The sequence below is a fragment of the Streptomyces sp. HUAS TT11 genome, assembly GCF_051553595.1.
Taxonomy (GTDB): Bacteria; Actinomycetota; Actinomycetes; order Streptomycetales; family Streptomycetaceae; genus Streptomyces.
This window is the reverse complement of sequence record NZ_CP196184.1, coordinates 4,473,444-4,498,598: the sequence shown is the minus strand read 5'-3', so window position 1 is coordinate 4,498,598 and position 25,155 is coordinate 4,473,444. Positions and strand designations below refer to the sequence as shown.

Annotated in this window: 20 protein-coding genes and 1 tRNA gene; 10 read left to right on the top strand and 11 right to left on the bottom strand. The window is 69.5% G+C overall.

Annotation, left to right across the window (positions count from 1 at the left end):
* Positions 1-62: 62 nt before the first annotated feature.
* The 3 genes from ACSHXN_RS20095 to ACSHXN_RS20085 all read right to left on the bottom strand — a co-directional run bounded on the left by ACSHXN_RS20095 (position 63) and on the right by ACSHXN_RS20085 (position 1,714).
* A complete protein-coding gene (locus ACSHXN_RS20095; protein WP_356107840.1) occupies positions 63-662 on the bottom strand; it encodes a signal peptidase I in 600 nt (199 codons plus the stop codon).
* Complete coding sequence (locus tag ACSHXN_RS20090) at positions 659-1,246, bottom strand: hypothetical protein (RefSeq protein WP_355128879.1); 588 nt, start codon at positions 1,244-1,246, stop codon at positions 659-661. Before ACSHXN_RS20090 ends, ACSHXN_RS20095 begins: the two co-directional genes overlap by 4 nt.
* Before the next feature lie 394 nt (positions 1,247-1,640).
* Positions 1,641-1,714: transfer RNA gene (locus ACSHXN_RS20085), tRNA-Gly, on the bottom strand.
* A gap of 268 nt (positions 1,715-1,982) precedes the next feature.
* On the opposite strand from ACSHXN_RS20085, the gene ACSHXN_RS20080 reads away from it, so the two are divergent.
* From ACSHXN_RS20080 to ACSHXN_RS20070, 3 genes are all read left to right on the top strand, one after another.
* Complete coding sequence (locus tag ACSHXN_RS20080; protein WP_355128943.1) at positions 1,983-2,144, top strand: hypothetical protein; 162 nt, start codon at positions 1,983-1,985, stop codon at positions 2,142-2,144.
* A gap of 73 nt (positions 2,145-2,217) precedes the next feature.
* The gene (gene dcd / locus ACSHXN_RS20075) at positions 2,218-2,793 is read left to right on the top strand and encodes a dCTP deaminase (protein ID WP_355128881.1); all 576 of its coding nucleotides are present in this window, start codon (positions 2,218-2,220) and stop codon (positions 2,791-2,793) included.
* Between the two features lie 7 nt (positions 2,794-2,800).
* Complete coding sequence (locus tag ACSHXN_RS20070) at positions 2,801-3,310, top strand: phosphoribosyltransferase (RefSeq protein ID WP_355128883.1); 510 nt, start codon at positions 2,801-2,803, stop codon at positions 3,308-3,310.
* Positions 3,311-3,763: 453 nt separating this feature from the next.
* Here the strand turns inward: ACSHXN_RS20070 and ACSHXN_RS20065 are convergent, their stop codons facing one another.
* Entirely contained in the window at positions 3,764-4,726 is a 963-nt protein-coding gene (locus tag ACSHXN_RS20065) for a YIP1 family protein (RefSeq protein ID WP_438303464.1), read from the bottom strand.
* Between the two features lie 560 nt (positions 4,727-5,286).
* On the opposite strand from ACSHXN_RS20065, the gene ACSHXN_RS20060 reads away from it, so the two are divergent.
* From ACSHXN_RS20060 to ACSHXN_RS20045, 4 genes are all read left to right on the top strand, one after another.
* Positions 5,287-7,146, top strand: a complete 1,860-nt coding sequence (locus tag ACSHXN_RS20060; RefSeq protein WP_355128887.1) for a DUF4012 domain-containing protein — start codon at positions 5,287-5,289, stop codon at positions 7,144-7,146.
* Positions 7,147-7,322: 176 nt separating this feature from the next.
* Complete coding sequence (asnB, locus tag ACSHXN_RS20055) at positions 7,323-9,242, top strand: asparagine synthase (glutamine-hydrolyzing) (protein WP_438303463.1); 1,920 nt, start codon at positions 7,323-7,325, stop codon at positions 9,240-9,242.
* A 91-nt stretch (positions 9,243-9,333) separates the two neighbouring features.
* The gene (locus ACSHXN_RS20050; protein WP_355794995.1) at positions 9,334-10,659 is read left to right on the top strand and encodes an O-antigen ligase family protein; all 1,326 of its coding nucleotides are present in this window, start codon (positions 9,334-9,336) and stop codon (positions 10,657-10,659) included.
* A complete protein-coding gene (locus ACSHXN_RS20045) occupies positions 10,656-11,501 on the top strand; it encodes a class I SAM-dependent methyltransferase (RefSeq protein WP_355128893.1) in 846 nt (281 codons plus the stop codon). Before ACSHXN_RS20050 ends, ACSHXN_RS20045 begins: the two co-directional genes overlap by 4 nt.
* A gap of 42 nt (positions 11,502-11,543) precedes the next feature.
* Here ACSHXN_RS20045 and ACSHXN_RS20040 read toward each other — a convergent pair whose 3' ends face one another.
* Positions 11,544-12,848, bottom strand: coding sequence for a lipopolysaccharide biosynthesis protein (locus ACSHXN_RS20040; protein ID WP_355128895.1), 1,305 nt, complete (start codon positions 12,846-12,848; stop codon positions 11,544-11,546).
* Positions 12,849-12,943: 95 nt separating this feature from the next.
* Complete coding sequence (locus ACSHXN_RS20035) at positions 12,944-14,128, bottom strand: glycosyltransferase (protein ID WP_356107830.1); 1,185 nt, start codon at positions 14,126-14,128, stop codon at positions 12,944-12,946.
* Between the two features lie 175 nt (positions 14,129-14,303).
* On the opposite strand from ACSHXN_RS20035, the gene ACSHXN_RS20030 reads away from it, so the two are divergent.
* Positions 14,304-14,822, top strand: a complete 519-nt coding sequence (locus tag ACSHXN_RS20030) for an acyltransferase (protein ID WP_355128899.1) — start codon at positions 14,304-14,306, stop codon at positions 14,820-14,822.
* 105 nt (positions 14,823-14,927) lie between these two features.
* Complete coding sequence (locus tag ACSHXN_RS20025) at positions 14,928-16,313, top strand: hypothetical protein (protein ID WP_383354222.1); 1,386 nt, start codon at positions 14,928-14,930, stop codon at positions 16,311-16,313.
* A gap of 184 nt (positions 16,314-16,497) precedes the next feature.
* Here the strand turns inward: ACSHXN_RS20025 and ACSHXN_RS20020 are convergent, their stop codons facing one another.
* A complete protein-coding gene (locus ACSHXN_RS20020) occupies positions 16,498-17,682 on the bottom strand; it encodes an MraY family glycosyltransferase (protein ID WP_355128903.1) in 1,185 nt (394 codons plus the stop codon).
* A gap of 5 nt (positions 17,683-17,687) precedes the next feature.
* Positions 17,688-18,755 (bottom strand): NAD-dependent epimerase/dehydratase family protein, encoded by a 1,068-nt coding sequence (locus ACSHXN_RS20015; RefSeq protein ID WP_356107824.1) that lies wholly within the window; start codon positions 18,753-18,755, stop codon positions 17,688-17,690.
* Between the two features lie 263 nt (positions 18,756-19,018).
* Here ACSHXN_RS20015 and ACSHXN_RS20010 point away from each other — a divergent pair, with 263 nt between their 5' ends.
* Positions 19,019-20,302, top strand: a complete 1,284-nt coding sequence (locus tag ACSHXN_RS20010) for a nucleotide sugar dehydrogenase (protein WP_403840652.1) — start codon at positions 19,019-19,021, stop codon at positions 20,300-20,302.
* 197 nt (positions 20,303-20,499) lie between these two features.
* Here ACSHXN_RS20010 and ACSHXN_RS20005 read toward each other — a convergent pair whose 3' ends face one another.
* From ACSHXN_RS20005 to ACSHXN_RS19995, 3 genes are all read right to left on the bottom strand, one after another.
* Positions 20,500-21,438: an NAD-dependent epimerase/dehydratase family protein gene (locus ACSHXN_RS20005; RefSeq protein WP_355142310.1), complete on the bottom strand. Its 939-nt coding sequence runs from the start codon at positions 21,436-21,438 to the stop codon at positions 20,500-20,502.
* Positions 21,435-22,571, bottom strand: coding sequence for a glycosyltransferase (locus ACSHXN_RS20000; RefSeq protein WP_355142312.1), 1,137 nt, complete (start codon positions 22,569-22,571; stop codon positions 21,435-21,437). The genes ACSHXN_RS20005 and ACSHXN_RS20000 overlap by 4 nt, the downstream gene beginning before the upstream one ends.
* A 315-nt stretch (positions 22,572-22,886) precedes the next feature.
* Positions 22,887-25,154, bottom strand: a complete 2,268-nt coding sequence (locus tag ACSHXN_RS19995; RefSeq protein ID WP_356107821.1) for a (Fe-S)-binding protein — start codon at positions 25,152-25,154, stop codon at positions 22,887-22,889.
* Position 25,155: the final 1 nt, after the last annotated feature.

The window sequence follows — 25,155 nt, the reverse complement described above, 5'->3', positions numbered from 1 at the left end:
CGACAACCACAGACGTCGACGCCCCGTGGCATACCGCCGCGTACTCGGGCCGGCCAGGGGTGTCATCCATGAGTTCTGTTCAGCAAGCGCCGGGGCCGATTCCGTCGGTTGCGGCTGTGCAGTGGCAGAGCGGCAAGCGCAAGCAGAGTGGCAAGTCCAAGCAGCAGGATCGCCTCGGGCACGGGCCGCTCGGCGCGCCAGAGTTGGACCGGCAGCCCGATCGAGGGCACGCGCAACCGTGCTACGCCTTCGAGCGCCGGGGGCCGGATCGGGGTGGAGTCCGGTGCGGAGTTGGCGTCGCCTTTGGTGATCAGGTCGTTGTTGGGAAGTACCTGGTAGACCCGATGGGTGAGCATCTGGCCGGGTCGGGTGGGGTCCTGGACCAGCACGATCTGGCCCACCGCCGGTGTGCGGTCGCGTGGCGGTGGCCGGTAGAGAACGACGTCGCCCGGCCTGAGGGCGGGACGCATGGAGCCGGACTGCACCACGCACGCTGTCCAGCCCAGCGCCACCACGGGCAATTGCGCCCACACGAGCAGCCCGATCAGTGAACCGAGCACGGTACGTGAGGTGACCGAGGTGACCACGCGGATCGGGTGCCGGGCACCCCTGGCCGTGGGCCGGCAGGGCGCGCCGGCAGCCAGGTCACTTGGGAGAGTCACTTGTGTTCCCGCGCTTCCCAGGTGAAGGTCACCTCGTTGGTGACCACGCTCTGCGCGCTGTTGGGTGCGCTCCGGCTGAATTTCCACGCGAAGCGGAAGCTCAGCGAGTTGGGTGGCTTGCCGGGCAGGGTCCAGGGACCCAGGCCGGTGCGGAAGTCGGTGTACAGGGCGACGAACTGGTCCAGGGTGCCGTCGAACGCGGTCTTGTGCGGAGCGAAGCCCTTGCAGTCGCCGAAGGTGCCGCCGCTGCCCACCTCAATTTTGAGGTTGATGAAGGATTGGAAGTTGCTCGGCCAGTTCGGTGAGTTGCTGTACAGCTTGAGCGCGGTGGGGAAGTCGGCGTTCGACTCGATCCTGATGCAGTTGGAGCCTGTGTCGCCGGGTCGCATGTTGTCGACGCGGAACATGGGCACCTTGCTGTTGTTGGCCAGCCCCAGCGAGCCGGACTCCCACGTGTTGCCGCTGTTGCTGGTGGTTCCACTCCAGTCGGCGTTGGTTGCACCCCAGACCAGTGCACCGCTGAGCAGCAACCCGAGCGGAACGGGGGCCACCTGTGCCAGCACGTGCAGCCAGGGACGCCCCATCGACCACTCCGTTCAATTCCGACATGTATGCACATGTTGCGGCATTGTGTCTCGTCTGCGGCGGTGCCGCTCCGTGTGGCCATCCGGGTCCGAAGGAGGCTCGGGCCTGTCCCGGGCGGGCGCCCCTGGCCTACCTGTGTTCCTGGCGACCGGCCCCAGCCGCGACGTGTTCTGACCTCATGCGCTGTGTGCCCTGGAAGTGGCAGGGGGTCTGTCGCTCGACGGAGCGGACCGCGCCTCGGTGTGCGCCCTTGTCCCGGTTCGGCGCCGATCCTGGCTGCGCCCATATAGCCGAGTGGTGCGGTTCGCCAATGGTGCTGCGCGCGCCGTGCGGCATCCGCCCACCGGTCTGGGCAACAAAGAACCCCCGGGTCCACGACCCGGGGGTTTCCGCTGGAGCGGGTGACGAGAATCGAACTCGCGCTCTCAGCTTGGGAAGCTGATGTTCTACCATTAAACTACACCCGCGTAAGACACCCGTTGATCCGGTGCCGTTATGCCCGCTCACTGTACCTCATCCCGGACCCCCGGTGCTCAGGCCGCGGGGTCCGACGTCGTTCCGGGGTGTGGATGCGGCTGCGGCGGGCCGGAGTTGGGGCGTACGGTGGGGGTGGTGGAGAGGGGCCGTGTACGGCCGGAGCGCCGCCTGGAGGGCCGTCCCTTTCATCCCGTAATGTGCTTTCGTCGTCCGTCACGGCAGTGAGACGAAGACTCTTGGGGAAGGGACTCAGAGGACTTGATGGAGCGCACCGTCGTCCGTTGTGCCGAGGGGCACGTGTTCAGCACCGCTTCGTTCCCGATGCAGCAGGCCGAGCGCCTCGGCCCCGGCCGGCTCGTCCGGTGTCCACGCTGCGCCCGGCTGCGCAGTGTGGTGCCGGTGGCCCTGGAAAAGCGGTAGGGCCCACAGCGGTACAGGCGCGCGGGGAGGCCACGATTGTGGCGGCTCCGCGCGCCTTGCGTATTCTCGGGGCGTGCTTCTCTCAGACAGGGATATCCGGACCGAGATCGACAAGGGTCGGGTCGTGATCGACCCGTTCGACCCGACCATGGTGCAGCCCTCGAGCATCGATGTGCGGCTCGACCGCTACTTCCGGGTGTTCGAGAACCACAAGTACCCCCATATCGACCCCTCCGTGGAGCAGGTCGACCTGACCCGGCTCGTGGAGCCCGAGGGCGACGAGCCGTTCATCCTCCACCCCGGTGAGTTCGTCCTCGCCAGTACGTACGAGGTCATCAGCCTGCCCGACGACCTCGCCTCGAGGCTCGAGGGCAAGAGTTCGCTCGGGCGGCTCGGGCTTGTCACCCACTCCACCGCCGGGTTCATCGACCCGGGCTTCTCCGGGCATGTGACGCTCGAGCTGTCCAATCTCGCCACCCTCCCGATCAAGCTCTGGCCGGGTATGAAGATCGGCCAGCTGTGCATGTTCCGGCTGAGCTCGCCGGCGGAGTTCCCCTACGGCAGCGAGCGGTACGGCTCGCGCTACCAGGGGCAGCGCGGGCCCACGGCCTCCCGCTCCTTCGTCAACTTCCACCGGACCCAGGTGTGAGCGGGACATGACCGACGTACGGGAGAACCTGACCTACGACGACTTCGGACACGCCGTCCGCGAGCTCGCGCAGACGATCGCCGACGACGGCTACCGGCCCGACATCGTGCTGAGCATCGCGCGGGGCGGCGTCTTCGTGGCCGGCGGCCTCGCCTACGCCCTGGACTGCAAGAACATCCACCTGGTCAACGTGGAGTTCTACACCGGCGTGGGCACGACGCTCGAGATGCCGGTGATGCTGGCCCCCGTCCCGAACGCGATCGACTTCACCGACAAGAAGGTCCTGATCGCCGACGACGTGGCCGACACCGGCAGGACGCTCAAGCTGGTCTACGACTTCTGCCGCGAGACCGTGGCCGAGGTCCGCACTGCGGTGATCTATGAGAAGTCCCACTCGCTCGTGAAATGCGAGTACGTGTGGAAGCGCACGGACGACTGGATCAACTTCCCGTGGAGTGTTCTGCCTCCTGTACGCAAGTCGGGAGAGCCGCTCACTCCGTCCCGAGAAGCGCTCTGACCTGCTGTCTCAAGGCGGCTTGCCTGGTTCCGGAGACCGCAGGTCAATGCCCCTCGGGGCGTGGCTCCAAGGGCTGGGCAAGAAGTGGTATCGCCTGATCTCTGGACCATGGAGGACTCGGAGGCCTTTCGCGCGGAGGTCAGGCCGGGTCCGCGGCGGCGGAGGTCGGTGCCAGGGCGGTGGCGGCCGCGACCGTGGTCAAGGCGGTCATCATCAGCGACTTGTCGGGCTCGTGCCGGGCTGGGCTGCGCGGCATACTGCGCAGCTGTGGGAGTCCGGGCCGTCACACCAGGGTGCGCCCGCATAGGAACGTCACCCCGTGTGATGAGGCGGCCGGTGTCGCGGAAGGCGCCGCGGTTCGACCGGGCGCCTGAATCCGCGGCCCGTGTCCGCCGGGGCGCTCGGGAGCCGTGCTCCGGCGCAGCGCCCCGTAGGCCTCGACGCCCCGTGCGACTAGAACGTGCCCAGTTTGATGATCGACAGGATCGCGATCAGCTGGATCGCCGACGCGCCCAGCGCCTTCGGCCAGGGCAGGTCGTGGGACTTCGACACCATGAGCGTGAGCAGCGCGCCCGCCCCGACCCAGGTCGCCCAGCCGAGGATCTGGACGAAGGGTGCGTCACCGCCGAGGAACATCGCGACGACCAGGCGCGGCGCGTCCGTGATGGACATGATCAGCATGGAGAGGCCGACCGTGGGCTGCCTGGCGCCGTCGCCGCCGAGCTGGCGGGCGAGGGTGTGGGTGACCACGCTCAGCACGAAGGAGCTGACCACCATGGCCACGGCGGTCGTCAGCACGATCGGGATCGCGTTGTCCAGCGTGGCGGTGATGGCGTCCTCGCGCGCGCCGTCGAAACCGAAGACCGCGAGCAGACCGTAGAGGAAGGTCACGATGAGGGCCGGGCCCCACATCGTGTAGTCCCGCATCTGGAGGAAGGTCCGGGTCGGGGACAGCACGATGCCCCGCAGCAGGTCCTTCCAGTGCAGACGGGGACCGACCGGCGGCGCCGAGGCCTGACCCGCGCGGTACGTCTCACCCGCGGTGTAGGGGTCCTCGCCGACCGAGAACGCCTGCGTATGGCCCGGATTGTTCGCCACGTACGGGTCGAAGTGGCCCTGGCCGTCGTCGCCGAAGTACTCCGGCTCACCCTGGCCCTGGGCCCCCCGCCACTGCTGCCGGCCGCCGTGGGGCTGTGGGCCCCCGTGCCGCTGCTGCGGCGCGGAGGGGTAGCCGTACGTCGGGCCCTGCGGCACCTGCTGTCCGTACGGGGGTTGCTGCGGTCGCGCGTGAGGAGCGCGGTCCGCCCGGTCGCGTCCGATCCTGAATCCAGCCACGTCTTCGAACGTACCTGGTACCGGAGCACGGCGTGCCGGGCCCAGGGGGAAGGGGAGGGCATTGGGGCCGAGCTGTGACATCCCGTAAGGGCCCGGGGGACGGGAATCAGGGCCATATCGGTGGCCGTGGCGTTTGCATGCGCATCCTGCGTGTGCATCACGGTCCGAGGGGCGGGGGGCCCGGCCCGAGCCGGCACTCCGCCGCAGCTCCGAGGCAGCCGAACGAGTGCCACCGCTGCGCCGTCTGTGGCGTACCGGAGCGCGTCTGTTTCTGTTCGAAACGATTGATGGCGTTGGATCTTCCTGCCTGATCCCTCTTGATGCCGACTCCGTTCGCCGGTCCGTGGTGCGCGGACGGTTCGACGCGAACGAGCGCGGCACGGCGCATCGAGGTACGGACGACGGACGTGACTGCGGAGAGGTGATACCGACGGTGGAACAGCCCACGCGCCCCACGAAACGCCCTTCGCACGGTCCGGCACGGTCCGGCCGGCACCGCCGCGGCTGGCCGGACGCCGGCCGCCGCTGCGCGCCGCCTTCGGCGCCACCGCACGGCCAGGTGTCGAACGCTTGCGTGATCTCCATGGCCGGGAGCCCCTCCGGGAGCCTCGCCCCCGCTGCCGGTGGGAGTTGAGGGCCGCATGGCACGGACCGTCCAGACCCTCCCCGACAAGACCGCCCCGCCGACCACCGAAGCCCCGGCGCGACAAAACCGCCGGCGTGTCCGGCTGCTGCTGTGGACGCTCGTGGTCGTGCTCCTCGCGGGCCTCGGGTGGATCCTCGTCACCGGGCTGCTGGCGCGTGCCGAGCTCGTCGGCAGCCGGAACGATCTGAGCAGCCTGCGCACGGGGATGACCGCGCCGTCGGACCCTGCCGCCACCGCGGGGCACGGTCCGGGCCGCGGTGAACTCGCCCTGCAGGCCGCCCGTTCCGCGGCGGAACACGCCGAACGCGCCCACCGGCTCACCGCCGGTCCGGCTTGGTACGTGGCGGCGCATCTGCCGTTCGTAGGCGGTCCCTTCGAGACCGTGCGCGGAGCGGCCGAGGTGCTCGACCGACTGGCCGGACAGGTACTGCCCGCCGCATTGCGCACCGTCGACCGGATCACCGCGGACGCGGGCAGCAGCCATATCAACCTCGCCGAACTGCGCAGGGCCGTACCGGACCTAGAGCAGGCCTCGCACCAGGCGGCCTTGGCCCGGGTGGAGGCGGACAGGCTGCCGCGGCGGACCTGGCTGCATTCCGTCGACCAGGCCCGCGGTCAACTCCTCGCCGGGCTGAAGCGGGTGGCGCCCGTGATGGAGAACGCCGCCGTGGGCGCACGCCTGTTGCCGTCCATGCTGGGGGAGGCCGGTCCGCGCCGCTACCTCCTGGTGTTCCAGAATCCCGCCGAGGCACGCGGTACGGGCGGGATGCCCGGGGCCTACGCCGTGTTGACCGCCGACAGGGGCCGACTGGCCCTGCCGGAGTTCGGGCGTGACACCGACATGGCGACCGTGCGGCCCACGATCGACATGGGTGCCGAGTTCGCCGCCATGTACGCGCAGTACGACTCGGTGAAGACCTGGCCGAATTCCAACATGAGCCCGCACTTTCCCTACGCCGCGCGCATCTGGTCCGCCGCGTGGCACGCCAAGAGCGGGCAGCGCGTGGACGGCGTGCTCTCGCTGGATCCGGGCGCGCTGTCCGGGCTGCTGGCCGCGGTCGGGCCGGCGCGGTTGGCCGACGGCACCTCCGTCACCGCGGCCAACGTGGTGGACCTCACCGAGCGCACCAATTACGCGATGTATCCGGACCCGGTCAGGCGCAAGGCCTTTCTGCTCGACGTGGCGCGCGCGGCCGCCGGACGCCTGCTGGCCGCCGCCGGGGACGCCCAGCGGCGGCCGGCCCTGCTCCGGGGCCTGTACGAGGTTCTGCACGGCGGGCAGATGACCGTGTGGAGCGCGCACGCGGACGAACAGCAGGAGCTGAACGCGCGCCCCGTCGGAGGCTCCGTGCCGCAGGGGCCCGGGACCTATGCGGGGCTGGTGGTCAACAACGCCGCCGGCACGAAGCTGGACTACTACCTCGATCGCTCACTGGAATGGTCCCCCGGGCGCTGCACCGCCGACGGCCGCGAGGTGACCGTCAAGGTGGTCCTCACCAACCGCGCGCCCCTCACCGGGCTCCCCCTCTATGTCACCGACCGGCTGGACAAGCCTGCCCATGGGGCCCGCAGGGGCGACAACCGGCTGCTCGTCTCGTACTTCGCGACCGCCGGCGCGGGGCTGGTCGAGGCGCGCCTCGACGGAAAGGCCGCCCTCTCGGCGCAGGGGACGGAGCGAGGACACCCGGTGTACACGTTCGACGTCGAGGTGCCCCGGGGCACGAGCCGCACCCTGACGCTGCATCTGCTGGAGCCGCCGTCCGGCCGCGCGCCCACCGTGCTGCGGCAACAGCTGACCCGTCCCCTTCATGTGACGGTGCATCAGGGAATGCGGTGCGCGAGAGTCGGATCGTAGTGCCGTGTCCATCGGCGTGGGGCGCGGCGAGGAGCCGTTCCGACGCCGTCCGGGCCGTCACCCGATGGCACCAGCCCTTTGCGGGTTGACTGTTTTGTACTGAATGCGCCGGTATGGTGCCAGCCGGGATCTGTTCGGTGGTTCGTCCATTTCTTGCACCACATGAGGGAGGGCCGATGTGCGGCGTAGCGGGCATGGTGTCGACGGCGTCCCCCGACCCGGCGGCGGTGAGGACGATGTGCGACGTCCTCGCCCATCGCGGCCCGGACGGTGAGGGGTTCCACACCGACGACCATGTCGCCCTCGGCATGCGGCGACTGGCCGTCATCGACGTCGGCGGAGGAGACCAGCCCGTCTTCAACGAGGACCGCAGTGTGATCGCGGTCTTCAACGGGGAGATCTACAACTTCCGCGAGCTGCGCCGGCGCCTGCGCAGTCGTGGTCACACCTTCCGCACGAACGGCGACTCCGAATGCCTTGTGCACCTCTACGAGGAGCACGGTGAGGACTGTGTCCGCCATCTGCGCGGCATGTTCGCGTTCGCGGTGTGGGACGCGGGCAACAGACGTCTGCTGCTGGCCCGCGACCGTGTCGGCAAGAAGCCGCTGTACTACCGGGAGACCGCCGGTGAGCTCGCCTTCGCCTCGGAACTCAAGGCGCTGAGCACCGTCGCAGACGCCGGGGGAGAGGTCGATCCGGTCGCGCTCCACCACTATCTGACCTACCAGTACGTCCCGGCGCCCTGGTCGATCCTCCGCGGTGTGCGCAAACTGCCTCCCGGGTGCCTGCTCACCTGGCAGGGCGGCCGGGTGCAGGTGAAGCGCTACTGGTCGCTCGACTTCTCACCGGTCCCCGCACCGGACGAGGAGGAGGCGGCCGAGCGGACCCGGGAGCTCCTGCTCGAGGCCACACGTATCCGCATGGTGGCGGAGCGCCCGCTCGGGGCCTTTCTGTCGGGGGGCGTCGACTCCTCCGCCGTCGTCGCGGCCATGGCACGGATCTCCGCGGAGCCCGTGAAGACCTTCTCCATCGGGTTCGAGGACACCCGGTTCGACGAGCGGGTGCATGCCCGTGCGGTGGCGCGGCAGTACGGGACCGACCATCACGAATTCGTCGTGGAGGCCTCGGCGCTCGACATCCTGCCCACACTCGCGTGGTACTTCGACGAGCCGTTCGCGGATTCGTCCGCGATCCCCTCCTTCTACGTGGCCCAGTTGAGCCGCCGGCATGTGACCGTCGCCCTGAACGGTGACGGTGGCGACGAGTCGTTCGGTGGGTACACCCGTTATGCCCGTATGGCCCGCATGGAGCGCTTCCCGGTCCACGGGGCCCTGCGCCCGGCCGTCGGGCACCTGGGACGGTCCCTGCTGGCCGCCGCTCCGGCCTGCTCGATGCGGCGCAGGGCCGGCCGCGCGCTGACTCTGCTGGGCGAGACGTCGCAGCGGCGCTATGCCCGGATGATGTCCTACTTCATGCCGGAGCAGAAGCAGGAGCTGTACGCGGAACGGCTGCTCGAGGCGACGGCCGGAGTCGACAGCTACGACCTTGTGGACCAGGCCTTCCGCGGGTCCCGCGCGGTCAGCCGGCTGAACCAGCTGATGGACGTGGACGTGAACACCTATCTGCCCGGAGACCTGCTGGTCAAGGTGGACATCAGCACGATGGCCAACTCGCTGGAGGCCAGGTCGCCGTTCCTGGACCACCGCCTGATGGAGTGGGCGGCCGGGCTGCCCGCGCAGCTGAAGGTGCGTGGCGGCACCACCAAGTACCTGCTCAAGAAGGCCTTGCGGGACTGGCTTCCGCACGAGGTGCTGCACCGGCCGAAGCAGGGGTTCGGGGTGCCGATGGCCCATTGGCTGCGTACGGATCTGAAGGACGTGGCATGGGACGTGCTCACCGACCGGACGGCGGCGGACCGGGGGCTGTTCCGGCCGGAGGCGGTGAGAACCATGCTCCGCGAGCACGAGGCCGGGGAGGATCACGCGCGCCGGATCTGGGCGCTCATGCAGTTCGAACTCTGGCACCGCAGGTTCGTCGACCAGCCGCTGCCCGTGCCGCCGGCGGTCGCCGGTCAGCCGCTGCGGCACACCGGCTGATCGGCGTCCCCGTGCGACGTCCTCATCCCGGCGCCCGATGCCGGCCAGGTGGCTCGGTGGGGTTGCTCACCCACGGCTCCACGGAGGACGAGTGAGGGTCACCGACAAGACGAGTCCGGGATCGCTCCCCACCTCCGCGATCGGCCGCGCTGGGTTGCTGGCCGCCGGACCTGTCGCCATGTACCTGGCGCTGTTCCACGGTGTCGCGGCCGCCGCCGGGGCGGTGGCGATCTGCTTCGGGCTCGTGGTCTGGCCGCGGCCGGACGTGGCCCTGCTGATGCTGCTCGTGCTGGTCCCGGCGGTCGCTGTTGTCGATCCCGGCGGTACGGCGCTGCCCGTGATGGTTCTGGGTGCGGTGGTCCTGCTCCTGCTGCGCGTCGTCCTGGGCGGATCACGACTGTGCACGGACCTTCTCCTGATCCCGTCGATCGGTGCGGCCGTCACGGTGAGTTGGCTCCTGCCGCAGGAGACGTTCGGCGTCGAGCACGCGTGGAAGACGTGCGGTCTGCTGCTGGTGGGGCTCGGCCTGACCGCCGTCTCGGCCCTGGCGCCCCCCGATCCCCGACGCATTGCGCAGGTCGTCGCCGGTTCGGGCGGAGGTCTCGCGACCTGTCTCGTGCTCCGGGGGGAGCACGCCTTCGACCGTCTGACGGGTCTCGGCCTGAACCCCAACTACGTGGGCGCCGCTCTCGCGCTCCCGCTCGTCGCCGCCGTCGGACTGGTGCGGTTCAACCGTTCCTGGCTGTGGATGGTGCCCGCCGCGGTCTGTGTCTGCGCCGTCCTGGAGACACGGTCCCGAGGAGCCTTCGTGATGGCTGCGGCGGGGTTGGCCTGCGTCCTGCTCGCCGGACGTCCCCTTCGGCACAAGGTGCTGATCGGTCTGGCACTCCTCGCCGTCACCCTGGCGCTGCCGGGAACCCTGGACTCGATGGAAGGCAACCTGACCGGCGGCCGGACGTCGACCGAGCTGGCCGCGAACACCGAGGTACGCAAGAAGGCCGCGCTGCTGGCGGTGCGGGTGGCACTCGACCATCCGTTGCGCGGTATCGGATACGCGATGTTCCCCGAATACGCGCGGTCCTCGCCCGACCTGGGCATCTACATCAACACCCACAACGACTACCTGCGGCTGGCGGCCGAGGCCGGGCTGGTGACGCTCGTCCTGTGGACGGCTCTCCTCTGGCGCGGGCTCGCCCGCCGCCGCACGGCGGATCACATCGTCCTGCGGTCGCTGGGCGTGTCGTACGCGACGGGGCTGCTCTTCGCCAACGCCCTCACGGATCTTGTGATCTCCACCCCGTTCTGGATCTCCCTCGGCTGCCTGCTGGCCCGGACCGCGGACCGCGGACCCGATCACCTGGCTCCGCAAGGCAGTCCCCCCACCCCTTCCCTCCGCAGCGTAAGGAAAGCCGAATGATCGACTGCGAGACCGAGATCAGCGAGGGCCGGCGCTTCGCCTTCGGCCAGAACTGGCTCCGATTCGGACAACTGATCAACGAAGAACGCGTCGCCCTCGCCAGGAAGTCGCTGGAGTCGGCCCTCCGCACCACCGATCTGACCGGCCGCACCTTCCTGGACGTCGGCTGCGGGAGCGGACTGTTCTCCCTGGCGGCCCTGCGCATGGGTGCGCGGGTGCAGTCCTTCGACTACGACCCGGACTCGGTGAAGGCGGCCGAGGAGGTGCGCCGGGAGTTCGCCCCGGACAGCGACTGGAGCATCAGCCGCGGTTCGATCCTCGACGCGTCGTTCGTGAAGGAGCTCGGCCCGGCCGACATCGTGTACTCCTGGGGCGTGCTCCACCACACCGGAGCCCTCTGGGGCGCGATGGAGGCGGCCTGCGGCCTGGTCGCCCCCGGGGGCACGCTGTATGTGTCGATCTACAACGACCAGGGAGCGGAGAGCCGCCTCTGGACGTCGGTGAAGCGGCGCTACAACATGTCCGGAACCGTCGGGCGCCGGCTGCTGCTGACCGGCAGCCGGCTCTACCTCTACAAGCACTACCCGGTGCGTGCCGCGCTGGAGGTGGCCAGGCAGATCCGGGGCACCTCGAGCGGACCCGTTCGCCGGGCCCGGGGCATGTCCCGCAGGCACGACCTCGTCGACTGGGTCGGAGGCTATCCCTTCGAGGTGGCCACGCCCGAGGAGGTCTTCACCTTCTGCCGGGAGCGCGGTTTCGAACTGCGCCATCTGAAGACGTGCAGGGGCGGCCTCGGCTGCAACGAGTTCGTCTTCGCCCACGCTCCGGCCGTCACCGCCTGAGACGACCGGGCCCGGGCCCGGGTCGCTCCGGTGCCCGGCCGGTCAGGCCGCCCGGCCGAGGTGCAGTTGCCTGCAACGGCGTTTCACCTCCGTGGTGAACCGCGCCGTCTCGGCGCTCGTCGGGAGCAGGCACCTCCAGCCGATGCCGCTCATCCGGCTGAAGTACGCCACCTGGAAGGCGATCAGCGAGGTGTACGCCACGGTGGAGGCGATGGCGCAGCCGACCGCGCCCCAGGCCGGGATGAGGGCCGCGTTCAGCCCGACGTTCACCACCAGGGCCGTCAGCGACGGCAGCACGACCACGCGTGACGTCCGGGTGCGCAGCAGAAAACTCGACAGCGGCCGGCCGGCCGACAGCAGCACGACACCGGGGACCAGCCATGCGACGAGCGAGGCCGTGTCCGCGTACGCCCGGCCGTACAAGGGGGTGATCAGCGCCGACACCGCGACCACCGTCGTCACCGCGGAGGCGACGCCCAGCAGCACCATGAACCGGATGATCCGCGCCGTGACCAGCGCGGAGTCGCCCGCCGTGTCGTCGAACTGGAGGGACAGGGTGACCTGTGCGAACACGTCGACCGCCAGTCGGCTCAGTTCCGCCAGAGTCACCGCGAGCGTGTAGATGCCGACGGCGTGCGGACCGGCCAGGGCATTGAGCAGGAAGACGTCCGAGCGGAGCAGCAGGTAGGCGGCCGCGGAACCGGTGTGGAACCGCAGTCCCTTGAGGCATGTGGCCCGGGCAAGGCGCAGGTCGGGCCGCCGCACGGTGACTCCGCCGGCGGCGGTCAGCACGGCCAGGGAGACGGCGTAGGAGGCGGCCCAGGCGGCCACCACCGTCCAGACGCTGAGCAGTCCGGTCACCCCGAACACGATCAGGCACAGGCACTGGGCGACCGCGCTCGTCAGCATCGCCCATCCCGCGACATGGGTGCGGTCGCGCAGCAGGGTGATGTTGGTGCCGTACAGCACGCCCATGCCCAGGGGCACGCCCGCGCAGGCCGTGACCAGGAGCCAGATGTCCGGGATGTTGCCGTGCCCCTGGAACAGCAGCCCCAGTCCGACCGTCGCCACGGCCGCGGCGGTACCGACGCCCAGCCCGAGCGGCACGCTGTTGGAGTCGAGCGAGGACCGGTGCCCCTTCTCGGACCACAGGGCCGTCTGCGCCTGTTCGACGGACAGATGGCCCAGCGACAGGGCGGCCGTGGCCACGGTGACGGCCATGTAGTAGGTCCCGCGCCCCTCGGGGGGCAGGGCCCTGGCCACCACGACACTGGCGACAACGCCCATGGCGAGGGTGCCCGCGCGAGCCACCAGCATCCAGACGAAGGGGGGTTTTCGGTCAGCCACAGTGTCGGAGGACCTCCCGGAGTCGGTTGCGGCCCGTCCTGCGGGGCCGGCAGGACGAGGTGCGGTGCCGGGGCGCGAGCCGCGCCGGGCACCCGTCACACCGGGGACCGGTCCTCCAGCAACTGCCGGTAGAGGGCGATGTACCGGTCCACCATGACGTCGGCCGTGAGGTTGGCCATGGCCCACTCCCGCGCCCCGCGTCCCAGGGCGGCGGCGGTGTCCCGGTCGCCGAGCACCCGCTGAAGTCCGTCGGCCAGGGCCGCCGGGTCCGCGGGAGGCACCAGGATTCCGCGCCCCTCGAGCAGTTCCGGGTTGCCGCCCACGGCCGTGGCCACCACGGGACGGCCCGCTGCCATGGCCTCGGCCACGGCGTTGCTGGAACCCTCCGACAGGGACGGCAGAACCACCGCGTCGGCCCTGGCCAGATAGCCGGCCACGTCGGTGCGGGAGCCGAGGAATCGGACGTCGAGGTCCAGGCGCTCCGCCGTCCGCCGCAGCTCCGGGCGCTCGGGACCGTCGCCGATCAGGACGAGCGTGCAGGGATTTCCGCTCGCCCGCAGCGCGGCACAGGCTTCCAGGAGGTATCGGTGGCCCTTGTGCACCGCGAGATTGGCGACGCACAGCACCACGGGCAGCGAGGTGGCGACCTCGGCGGGCTCGGCGAGCTCGAATTCCTCCGGTCGCATGCCGTTGGGGATGACGGAGATCTTGGCCGCCGGCACCCCCTCGTCGCGGCGGACCTCGTCCGCGATGGCGGACGCGTTGGCGACCAGGAAGTCGGTCCATCGGGTGGCGATCCGTTCCACCGCGAGCGCGAGCCGGTTGCCCGCCTTGTAGAAGCCGAGACTCCTGCGCCCCGCCAGAAGCACCGGCACGCGGGCCAGCCGCGCGGCGGGGGCGGCCATCACATAGGAGTGGAACAGGAATGCCTGGAGCACCTGTGGCCTCTCCCTGCGGAGAAAGGCCACGAAGCGGAGGAAGGCCCGGACGTCGGCGAGGAGTGACCACCGCCCCGCGGACCTGCGACGGAAGCCGAGTTCCAGCAGGGAGACGCCGGAGTGGCGAAGCTCCTCCTCCCGCGCCCCCTTCTCGAACATGACCAGCAGATGGGTCCGGATGCCGCGGGCACTCAGCCCCCGGGCGAGCAGGACGAGTTGCTTCTCGGCGCCGCCGAGACCGAGCTGACCGATCAACAGGCAGACGCGTGAGGGAATGCGACCCGCACTCGGGCCCTGGGTGTCCGGAGCCGGGGACGCGGGTGATTTGTCTGTCAATGACATGCCGCACAACCCATTTTTTCCAGCGAATCATGGACGTAGTGGCATAGCATATGCGGCGAATTGGGCGCAGCTGCGGTATTCGTGACCATACGTCCGCGTGTCAGGACAAGGCCAATATTTTCCGCAAACGGATTCCCGCAGACTCTCCCGCCCGGCGCTGACGGAAGGAATCGCCTTGGATAATCGCATTTTCCGCCTGGCCGTCCGCTGTTTCTACAAGCTGGTCGCGAAGCGGCTGCACTGGCGCGTACCCGGCTCGCGTGATCTGCGGGGTTGGTGTGCCCACCGGATGTGCGAAGACGTGCGTCTTCCGGTCACGATCAACCCTCAGGTCGACCTCCCGCCGTCCCTGCGGATGGAGAGACACGCCGGGATCGGTCAGGGAACCCAGTTCCTGGGCCTCGGGCGTGTCACCCTCGGCGCGCATCTGACCATGGGGCCGCGCTGTCTCTTCATCACCGGGGACCACCCCGTTCCCCGATCGGGCGGACACTTCCGCGACCACGCCCCGGTCCACGCGGACATCGTCGTGGAGGAGGACGTCTTTCTCGGTGCCCGGGTGACGGTGCTGCCCGGTGTGACCATCGGGCGCGGTGCTGCCGTCGGTGCGGGAAGCGTGGTGACGAAAGACGTTCCACCCGAGATGGTCGTGGCGGGAAACCCGGCGAGAGTGATCCGTGCACGTGAGAAGTGAGAGCCGCGGCCGCGCCCATGGGTGACGCACCGTCCCGCTCGGTACGGCAACACGGTCCGGAGCACGAACACATCGGCGAACCCTTCGAAAGGAATCCAGTCCTCCATGTGCGCCGCCTCCGTGACGAGGGAACCGGTCGAGGTCGAGTACCGCAGTTCTGAAAACTCCGGCAAGAACAGACCCTCGTGGAATGCGGCGGCCATTTTTGCGGTGTCGGCGGTGTTCCATGTCGGGGTTGTGCTCATCGTTCATCAGTACAGCAACGGGGTACACCTTTACCCCGATGCCCGCCGGTACGACGGGCAGAGCACGCTGATGGCCTTCGTCTGGCACGCCAAGGGCCGGACGGACGTCCACGGCCTGGAACGGATCGCGGGTTCGGCCTTCTGGGGCTACCCGGCCCTCATGGCTCTGTGCAAGGTGCTGACGGGTGGGGGATGGCTCGCGGCCAAGACGGTTCTGAGTCTCATTTCGGCCACCGGCGCCGTTGCCGCCTACGCTCTGGCGACCACGTCCGGGCGCGGCAGGAAGCGGGCGACGGCGGTGGGTCTCATCGTGGGCACCAGTCCGAGCCTGTTGTTGTGGGACGCGTGGGGCCTCAAGGACGGCCTGATCACCAGTCTGCTCCTCTGGTCCCTCCTGCTGATCGTGCGGGCGCGCTTCACGATCGCCTGCCTCGCCGGACTCGCGGGCATCCAGTTGTGCACCTATCTGAGGGCTGCGGCAGCCGTCTTCATCGCGGCCGCCCTGATCGCACGGATCAGACTCCGCCGTGGATATCTCGTGGGGCTGGCCGTGACCGCGACGGCCGTCCTGGTGTTCATCGTGCCCCGCGCAGGTGTGCTGTTCGGCCTCGTCGATGCGCTCGAGGTCGGTAAGGGGACCTCCTTCGAGTTCTCCGGAGGCTACGGTTCACGAAATCTGCTGAGCAACCCGCAGTACATTTCCCATTTTCTGTTCGGGCCGTTCCCGTGGGCGTTCGGAGCGAATACGGCGACACCGGAGCGGTGGCTCTACATCGGTACCGTCATCTGGATCGTGTCCCTGGTGCTGGCTCCCTCCGCGATCAAAAGGGCCTGGGGGGACACGGCCGGGGCCGGCCGGACGATGGTCCTGGCATCGGCCGCGTACGCAGCCGTCTACCTTCTCGGCTTCGGTGCGGAGTTCTATCGGCAGCGATCCGCCGTCGAGTGCATGACGATGATTCTCATCGTGCTCTACTCGCCGCTCTCTCCGGCAGCCGCGGTGGACCGCGTGTTGAAGTGGCTCGCGGTGGTCGCCGGCCTCGCCATCATGCAGAGCCCCTACCTGGCGCCCACCGTGTGGAGCAAATGGCTGGCATTCGGCGCGATGTGCCTGATGGCATTTGTCGCCGCCGTTCCGGACGAGTTCGGACTTTCGCGGAGGGGAAGTCCTCCGCGTCGTCAAAGGCGGCGGTCGGGCGGCGGCCGACGATCGAACGAGGTGGTCGTGGGACAACCGGAGTGCTGATCACCGCGGTCCCCGGTCCGTCGGGCCCGCGGCGCCCGTTCGAACCGGGTCGCGTCGCGCCCGGGGCGGTGCGGGAGGAACGGTGGTGATCCTCGGTCGTCGCGTACGCCGAACCGCGGTCCGGGTCGGCCCCGCGTCGAGCGCGGGAGTCGACCCGGACCGCGGCGCCGCGGCGACCAGGACGTCACTGAGGTGCGGCGGGAGTGCCCGCGGTGCGGGGCAGCGTGGCGGGATTCCGGGCTCCCCGCGAATGCGGCACCGCCGTCGGCCGGAGGGGCCGGTGACGGCGTCCGAATCCGCCGCCGGCAGGCCTCGACTGCGAGGCCGTGCGGGGGATCCGGCTCGCGGAGACGATCGGTGAAGCACCCGCGGTGGCCGGAATGACGAGCAGGAGCCGAACCGCGCCGACGCCCACCGCACAGGCGGCGACGAGCGCCACGCCGGGTGCCAGCACTCCATGGGCCACCAGCGTCGCCGCGAGACATCCCGCCATCGCGAACGCCCCCATGACCCGGACCACTTGAGGGACCGTCAGGCCCAGGCGGCGCAACCGATGGGAGATGTGGTCCGTGCCGCCCTGAAGCAGCGGCCGTGCCTCCATGTAGCGGGACAGCATCACCAAAGTGGTGTCCAGTGCCGGGACGAGGGTGGGGAGAAGCAGCACGGCGGGTCCGGAGAGACCGTCGGCGTCGTGGTGCACCACCGTCATCACGGAGGCCAGCATGAAGCCGAGGAAGAGCGAACCCGCGTCACCGAGAAAGATCCGTGCCGGGTGCCGGTTGTGGAAGAGGAAACCGAGACAGGCTCCGACGAGAGCCGCCGTCAGCACGGCCAGGCCGATCTGCCCGCCGGTCAGGGCGGTCGTACAGAGGAACACGCCGATGACGACGCACAGGGACGACGCCGCGCCGTCCATGTTGTCGAGCAGGTTGAACGCGTTCGTCACGAAGACGATCCATACGACGGCGAACACCGCGTCGAAGGGGCCGCCGAGGATGGTGGGACACCCCCCGGCCAGGACGACCACCGCGGCCGCCGAGGTCTCGACGCACAGCCGGAACCGCACGCTGAGCTGCCGCAGATCGTCGATGAGCCCGAGGACGCACATGAGTGCGGAGCAGCCGAGCACGATACCGAGCACCGGGTCGAAGACCCCGCGGGGGAGCACGGCGATCGCCGAGGCGGCGAGAGTGGCGGCCCCGACGGCGACACCGCCGAGATAGGGCGTCGGGCAGGTGTGCGCCTTGCGAAGGCTGGGACGGTCGGTGATTCCGTGGCGCAGGGCGAAGCGTCTGAGCGGCTCCGTCAGCAGCAGTCCGAGCAGCAGGGCCGCGCAGCCCGCGCTCGTCGTCACGACCGCCGCGCCCATGCCGGTCACCGTCCCGCCAGAGCGGTTCCGGCAACGGGTCCGCAGGTCGGAAGGCGCTGCTCCGGAGTGCTGGGCACCTGGACGGACCGGTCGCCCCGCAACTCGGCCCGGGCGTCCGCGATCGCGTCCGCGAGGACGTCGGCCAGGGTGTGCCGGGGCTGCCAGCCCGTCAGAGCGCGCAGCTTGGCGGTGTCGGGGACGCGCCGCTCCATGTCCTCGAAGCCGGGCCCGTAGGCCTCGTCGTACGACAGGTGCTCCAGCGCCGAGACACTGCCGGACCGAGCGATGACCCGCTCGGCGAGCTCACGGATGCTGATCTCGTCGTCCGCACCGATGTTGAAGGTCTCTCCGACGGCGTCCGGGTGCTCGAGCAGGAGCAGCAGTGCGGCGACGGCGTCGGAGACGTGCAGGAAGCAGCGGCTCTGCCGGCCGTCCGCATGGATGGTGAGGGGCTCCCCGCGCACCGCCTGCCGGGCGAACCGCGGGATGACCATGCCGTACGCGGAGCTCTGGCGGGGGCCCACGGTGTTGAAGAACCGCACGACGGTCGACCGCAGCCCCCGCTCGCGGTGGTAGAGGACGGCCATGATCTCGTCCACCGCCTTGGCCGTGCTGTACGACCAGCGGGCGACGGACGGGCTGCCGAGAACGCGATCCGAGTTCTCGTTGAGCGGTCCGGATGAATTCTTTCCGTAGATTTCCGACGTGCTCGTGATCAGAATCCTGCGTTCATGCCGTTGTGCTGCCTCGATGACGTTCTCGGTGCCCTTTGTGTTCGTGATGAACGACTTCAGCGGTTGCTCGACGATGAGTTTGACCCCTACGGCGGCGGCCAAATGGACGACGACGTCGCATTCCCGGACCAGCTCGTCGACGAGAGGCGCATCCAGGACCGAGCCGTGGCGGAAACGAAAACGCGGGTTCTGCTGCGCCTTGGCGAGGTTCTCCGTCCGTCCGGTGGTGAGGTCGTCGAGGACCACCACGCTGTGTCCATGGGCCAGCAACGCGTCCACGAGATGGGAGCCGATGAAGCCGGCTCCTCCGGTGACCAGGTAATTCGAACTACGATCCATGAGCGGCTTCACTCCGGTTTCGGAAGATGGCGACGGGGTTCCGGCACAGCTCGATCGACGGCCGAGCCAAGGTTCACCTATGCAATGAGTAGCCGAATCTGAAACCTCGTCAGCTCAATACGGACCCTTCGGCGCGTCTGCTGGTTACGGAATCAGAGTGACGCCGGGTGGACACATTCCACAGGGCTCCGAGGCGGCCGTCACTCGTGCATGAATGGGGGGGTGGAATATGCGGATTCCTCAAAACCATCGGAGTGGTGAGTGTGCGTCAGAGGAACGATGCCGGTGACAAGGGAAAGTTGATCGTCGTAGGGCTGGGCTATGTGGGCCTGCCCATGGCCGTGCGGGCCGTCGAGGCCGGGTACTCGGTCGTCGGCGTGGACACGGATGATTTGCGGGTGAAACGCCTGGGAGCCTGTGACTCCTACATCGAGGGCATCGGCGACGCACGTCTCGCCGCTGCCGCGGACAGTGGCCGCTTCCGCGCCACCACCGAGTACGAGGACATCGACGGCCTCGACGTGTGTGTCATCACGGTGCCGACGCCGCTGCGCGAGGGTGTGCCGGATCTGAGCTTCGTGGAATGTGCCGGACGGAGCATCGCCCCGCACCTCACCCCCGGCTCCATCGTGATCCTGGAGTCCACGACGTATCCGGGCACGACCGAGAGCCTGCTGCTCCCCCTGCTGGAGGAGGGCAGCGGCCTGAGGGCGGGGGCCGACTTCCACCTCGGCTACAGCCCCGAGCGCATCGACCCCGGGAACCCCGACTGGCACCTGGAGAACACGCCCAAGGTGATCTCCGGGATCGACGCCGCGTCACTGCGCGGGATCGAGAGCTTCTACGGCGACATCGTGGAGCGCACCGTGCCCGTGAGCTCCTGCCGTACGGCTGAGCTGACCAAGCTGCTCGAGAACACCTACCGTCATGTCAACATCGCCCTGGTCAACGAAATGGCCATGGTGTCACGGCAGTTGGGCGCCGACATCTGGGAGGCCGTCGAGGCCGCCGGCACCAAGCCGTTCGGATTCATGCCGTTCAGGCCGGGTCCGGGTGTGGGCGGGCACTGCCTGCCCGTGGACCCCTCCTATCTGTCCTGGCAGGTCAAGAGGTTGCTGAAGCGGGACCTCCGGTTCATCGCACTGGCCAACGAGATCAACGACAACATGCCGGACCATGTCGTCCGGCGGGTCACCCGTGGACTGAACGAGCGCGGCAAGTCGGTCAAGGACGCGCGCGTGCTCCAACTGGGCCTGGCCTACAAGAAGAACACCGGTGACATCCGGGAGTCGCCCGCCCTCGTCCTCGCCCGGTCGCTGCTCGCCCTCGGAGCCCGGCTGGTCGTGGCCGAGCCGCACACCGACGCGTATCTCGTGCCACTGGACATCACCCGCGTGGAACTCACCGAGGCGGAGATCCGTTCCGCCGACGTGATCGTGGTCGCGACCGACCACGACGCCTTCGACTACGCGCTCGTCGAAAAGGCCGGTGCGTACGTGCTCGACACCCGCAATCGCTGCCGGGGCGAGAGGGTCGAGATTCTCTGATCGGCCCCACCCGGTCCGAGCAGGCCGGTGCCCGCCCCTGAACCGGTCACACGGCATCGGCGGGCACCGGCCGCTTCCCCGATCGCCCATCGCGGTCCGCGCGCCGAGGGGAGGGGGCGGGCCACCGCGGTGGCCCGCCCCCTCCCCTCGGTGTTCTGTGCGTCCGGTACCCGGTGGGTGAGGCCGGGAGAGCGCGGCTACGTGTACTCGGGCAGGGAGCGGAACCACCGCACGGTCTCGGCCAGCCCCTGTTCCAGGGGAACCGCCTCGACGCCCGCGAAGAGACCGCGGAGCAGCCCGTCGTCGGCCTGGGAGTCCCGTACGTCACCGCGGCGCGGTGGCTCATGGTGGAACTCCACCGCCATCTCCAGCGCCTTGGCCAGGTGATGGCCGAGTTCCAGCACGCTGACCCGGGTGCCGAAGGCCAGGTTCACCGGGTCGGCACAGGTCACCTTGCGCAGGACGGCGTCGGCGAGCACCCGGGCGACCGTGCCGACATAGGTGAAGTCGCGGGTCTGGTGTCCGTCCCCGAACACCGTCAGCGGCCGGCCGCGCAGCGCCGCGTCGACGAAGGACGGGACGACCGCCGCGTACGCGTGTCCGGCCGGCTGCAGCGGGCCGTAGACGTTGAAGAAGCGGAACGCGAGGGCCGGAAGGCCGAAGGCCTGACCGTAGGAGAGCACGTAGGACTCGGTCGCGAGCTTGCTGGCGGCGTAGGGGCTGAGCGGACGGGTCGGCAGGCCCTCGTGTTTGGGCAGGTCGGTGACCGAGCCGTACACCGAGGACGACGACGCGGCGACCAACGGGGTGTGGTGGCGGCGGCACGCCTCGAGCACCCGCACGGTGCCGGTGGCGTTGACCTCGTGCGTGGCGAACGGATCCGCGAGGGAGCGCGGCACGGACGGCCGGGCGGCCAGATGCACCACCGCGTCCGCCCCGTCCACCACGTCCTCGAGCAGGTCCCGGTCGAGGATGCTCCCCTCGACCAGTTCCGCGCCCGTGCCCACCAGATTCGCCGCCGACCCGGTGCTCAGATCGTCCAGGGCGACGACCCTGCCGACGGATGGCCGGGAGACCAGCTCCCGGCAGAGGTTGGCTCCGATGAACCCGGCACCGCCGGTCACTACGACCTTCATCGGTTCGCACCTTTCGTCAGGGGTGTCGGCCACCAGCCGCGTGCGACGGCGATGGAGGCATAGAGGTCATGGGTGTCCTGGACCAGGCGTTCGGCCCCGAAGCGCTGAGCCGTCCAGGCGCGGGCCTGCTGTCCCATGAGCAGGCGCAGCCGGTCGTCGCGCAGCAGCCGGACTGCGTGGTGGGTGAGCTCCGCGGCGTCGGGGGGAGCCAGCAGGCCGGTGTGTCCGTCCCGCACCACCTCCGGCACGCTGCCCACATGGGTCGCCACCGCCGGAAGGCCCGCGAGGCCCGCCTCGATCAGGCTGACCGGCATGCCCTCGTTGTCCGAGGTCAGCAGCACCAGGTCCGCGGCCGCGTACACGGTCTCCACGTCGGCGCGCCAGCCCAGCAGATGCAGCGACTCGCCCAGGTCGGCAGCCGACTCCAGCTCGCCGTGCAGATCTCCGCCCCCGCACACCAGGAACCGGGCGTCCGGCACGGCGCGGCGCACCTCCCGGGCCACCGACAGGAACCGATCGGGCCGTTTGACCCTGGTGACCCGCCCGACGTACGCCACGACGGGACCGTCCTGCGGCAGGCCGAGACTTCTGCGTGCCTCGGCGCGCGGTGCGGGCACGGCCGCGGTGGTGCCGGGCGGTACCACCGCGTACTGCCCGGGGTGCCCGATGCCTGCGGCCAGGAGGTCGTCGCGGACGGTGCACCCCACCGCGACCAGCCGGTCGGTGACGGCGGCCAGCCGACGCTCGGCCCGGACCACCAGCCGGGTCTTCGCCGGTGAGAAATAGCCGTGCAGCAGGTGTCCGTGGTACGTGTGCACCCGCGCCGGCACCCGCGCGAGCACCGCCGCCAGGCGGCCCAGGGTTCCGGCCTTGGCGGTGTGCGTGTGCACGATGTGCGGGCGGAAGCGGCGCATGGCTGCGGTCAGTGCGGCCAGCGCGCGCAGGTCGTCGGTGGGACGCACGGCCCGTCCCAGGGTGGGCACCCGGCAGACCCGCACGTCGGGGGCGCGCTGCTCTACGTAGTCGGCCTCGTCCGGGCCCACGAACCCGGCGTAGAGCCGGTGGTCGAACAGTTCGCCGTCGAGCCCGCGCATCAGGGTGGAGACCTGGAGGGCCGGACCACCGACGTTCATTCTGGCGATGACCCTCATCACCCGGATACGGGAGTCATCGGGTCCGGCTGTGCCGCTCCGGGCCATCACCATTCAGCCTCACCGCGTCTCGGCCGACCGCCGAGGCGGGCGGCGATTCATGATCACGACAGGCAGTCATGCTGGCAGCGGGGGCCTGGGAGGCGACGCAGACGTACCGCCCTCCGGCCGAAGAGCACACCTACGGCCTACAGGTCCAGCGGCCGTCTCCTGTCCCCGGCACGGCGAACGGCCGAGGGGCCGGAGTCGTCCTGTACGACTCCGGCCCCTCGGCCGCGGCTGTCCACGCGGAGGCGGCTACTTCACCGGTTCCGGCTCCGGCGCGCTCTCGGTCTCGGCATCGCCCGCCGGGTCCACCGGCGTCCTGACGGAGTCGAGCAGCAGCTGGGCGACGTCCACGACCTGGATGGACTCCTTCGCCGTGCCGTCGTTCTTCTTGCCGTTGACCGAGTCGGTCAGCATGACCAGGCAGAAGGGGCAGGCGGTGGAGACGATGTCCGGGTTGAGGGAGAGGGCCTCGTCGACGCGCTCGTTGTTGATGCGCTTGCCGATCCGCTCCTCCATCCACATCCGGGCGCCGCCGGCGCCGCAGCAGAAGCCGCGCTCCTTGTGGCGGTGCATCTCCTCGTTGCGCAGACCGGGGACCTTGCCGATGATCTCGCGCGGGGGCGTGTAGATCTTGTTGTGGCGGCCCAGGTAGCACGGGTCGTGGTAGGTGATGATGCCCTCGACCGGGGTGACCGGGACCAGCTTGCCCTCGTCCACCAGGTGCTGCAGCAGCTGGGTGTGGTGGATGACCTCGTAGTCGCCGCCGAGCTGCGGGTACTCGTTGCCGATGGTGTTGAGGCAGTGCGGGCAGGTCGCGACGATCTTCTTCGCGGACTTCGGCTTCTTCGTCGACGGGTCCTCGTCGTCCTCGCCGAAGGCCATGTTCAGCGTGGCCACGTTCTCCATGCCGAGCTCCTGGAACAGGGGCTCGTTGCCCAGGCGGCGGGCGGAGTCACCGGTGCACTTCTCGTCGCCGCCCATGATCGCGAACTTGACGCCCGCGATGTGCAGAAGTTCGGCGAACGCCTTCGTGGTCTTCTTGGCGCGGTCCTCCAGGGCGCCGGCGCAGCCGACCCAGTAGAGGTACTCGACCTCCGTGAGGTCCTCGATGTCCTGACCGACGACCGGCACCTCGAAGTCGACCTCCTTGGTCCACTCCAGACGCTGCTTCTTCGCCAGGCCCCAGGGGTTGCCCTTCTTCTCCAGGTTCTTGAGCATCGTGCCCGCCTCGGACGGGAACGAGGACTCGATCATGACCTGGTAGCGGCGCATGTCGACGATGTGGTCGACGTGCTCGATGTCCACCGGGCACTGCTCGACACAGGCGCCGCAGGTGGTGCAGGACCACAGGACGTCCGGGTCGATGACGCCGTTCTCCTCGACGGTGCCGATCAGCGGGCGCTCGGCCTCGGCGAGGGCCGCCGCGGGGACGTCCCTGAGCTGTTCGGCGGACGCCTTCTCCTCGCCCTCCGCCGTCTTGCCGCCGCCGGCCAGCAGGTACGGGGCCTTGGCGTGGGCGTGGTCCCGGAGAGACATGATCAGCAGCTTGGGGGAGAGCGGCTTGCCGGTGTTCCAGGCCGGGCACTGCGACTGGCAGCGGCCGCACTCGGTGCAGGTGGAGAAGTCGAGCAGGCCCTTCCAGGAGAACTGCTCGACCTGGGAGACGCCGAAGACGTCGTCCTCGCCCGGGTCGGTGAAGTCGATCGGCTTGCCGCCGCTCGTCATCGGCTGCAGCGCGCCGAGCGCCGTACCGCCGTCGGACTCGCGCTTGAACCAGATGTTCGGGAAGGCGAGGAAGCGGTGCCAGGCCACGCCCATGTCCGTCTTCACGGAGACCGTGATCATCCAGATGAAGGACGTCGCGATCTTGATCATCGCGACCAGGTAGACCACGTTCTGCAGCGTGCCGACGCTCAGGCCCTTGAAGGCCGCGACCAGCGGGTACGAGATCAGGTACGACGCCTCGTAGCCCGGCACGTGGTGCAGGGCGCCCTCCAGACCGCGCAGCGTGAGGATCGCGAGGCCGATGATGAGGATGACGGCCTCGACGAAGTAGGCCTGGCCGATGTTGGAGCCCGCGAAGCGGGACTTGCGGCCCGGGCGGCCCGGCCGCGACAGCTGGCGGATCACGATGAGCGTGAGGATGCCCAGTGTCGTGAGCACGCCGACGAGCTCGGTGAAGACCTCGTACGGCGCCCAGTCGCCGATGACGGGGATGAACCAGTCGGCCCGGAAGAGCTGGCCGAAGGCGTTGACCAGGGTCAGGACCAGGGTGAAGAAGCCCACCGCCACGAACCAGTGCGCGACCCCGACGATGCCCCAGCGGTTCATACGCGTGTGGCCGAGGAACTCCTTGGCCACGGTGACGGTGCGCTGTCGGGGATCGTCGGTGCGGGTGCCGGCGGGCACGTTCTGTCCGAGCCGCACGAAGCGGTAGATCTGGGCGATGGCTCGGGCGAACAACGCCACGCCGACCACGGCCAGGACCAGCGACACGATGATCGCGGCGAGTTGCATT

Bases quoted from the DNA above. Each gene is read 5' to 3' on its own strand.
- ACSHXN_RS20090 (WP_355128879.1), bottom strand. From the start codon at position 1,246: ATGGGGCGTCCCTGGCTGCACGTGCTGGCACAGGTGGCCCCCGTTCCG.
- ACSHXN_RS20070 (WP_355128883.1), top strand. From the start codon at position 2,801: ATGACCGACGTACGGGAGAACCTGACCTACGACGACTTCGGACACGCC.
- ACSHXN_RS20065 (WP_438303464.1), bottom strand. From the start codon at position 4,726: ATGTCACAGCTCGGCCCCAATGCCCTCCCCTTCCCCCTGGGCCCGGCA.
- ACSHXN_RS20060 (WP_355128887.1), top strand. From the start codon at position 5,287: ATGGCACGGACCGTCCAGACCCTCCCCGACAAGACCGCCCCGCCGACC.
- asnB (WP_438303463.1), top strand. From the start codon at position 7,323: ATGTGCGGCGTAGCGGGCATGGTGTCGACGGCGTCCCCCGACCCGGCG.
- ACSHXN_RS20045 (WP_355128893.1), top strand. From the start codon at position 10,656: ATGATCGACTGCGAGACCGAGATCAGCGAGGGCCGGCGCTTCGCCTTC.
- ACSHXN_RS20035 (WP_356107830.1), bottom strand. From the start codon at position 14,128: ATGTCATTGACAGACAAATCACCCGCGTCCCCGGCTCCGGACACCCAG.
- ACSHXN_RS20025 (WP_383354222.1), top strand. From the start codon at position 14,928: ATGTGCGCCGCCTCCGTGACGAGGGAACCGGTCGAGGTCGAGTACCGC.
- ACSHXN_RS20020 (WP_355128903.1), bottom strand. From the start codon at position 17,682: ATGGGCGCGGCGGTCGTGACGACGAGCGCGGGCTGCGCGGCCCTGCTG.
- ACSHXN_RS20015 (WP_356107824.1), bottom strand. From the start codon at position 18,755: ATGGATCGTAGTTCGAATTACCTGGTCACCGGAGGAGCCGGCTTCATC.
- ACSHXN_RS20005 (WP_355142310.1), bottom strand. From the start codon at position 21,438: ATGAAGGTCGTAGTGACCGGCGGTGCCGGGTTCATCGGAGCCAACCTC.
- ACSHXN_RS20000 (WP_355142312.1), bottom strand. From the start codon at position 22,571: ATGAACGTCGGTGGTCCGGCCCTCCAGGTCTCCACCCTGATGCGCGGG.
- ACSHXN_RS19995 (WP_356107821.1), bottom strand. From the start codon at position 25,154: ATGCAACTCGCCGCGATCATCGTGTCGCTGGTCCTGGCCGTGGTCGGC.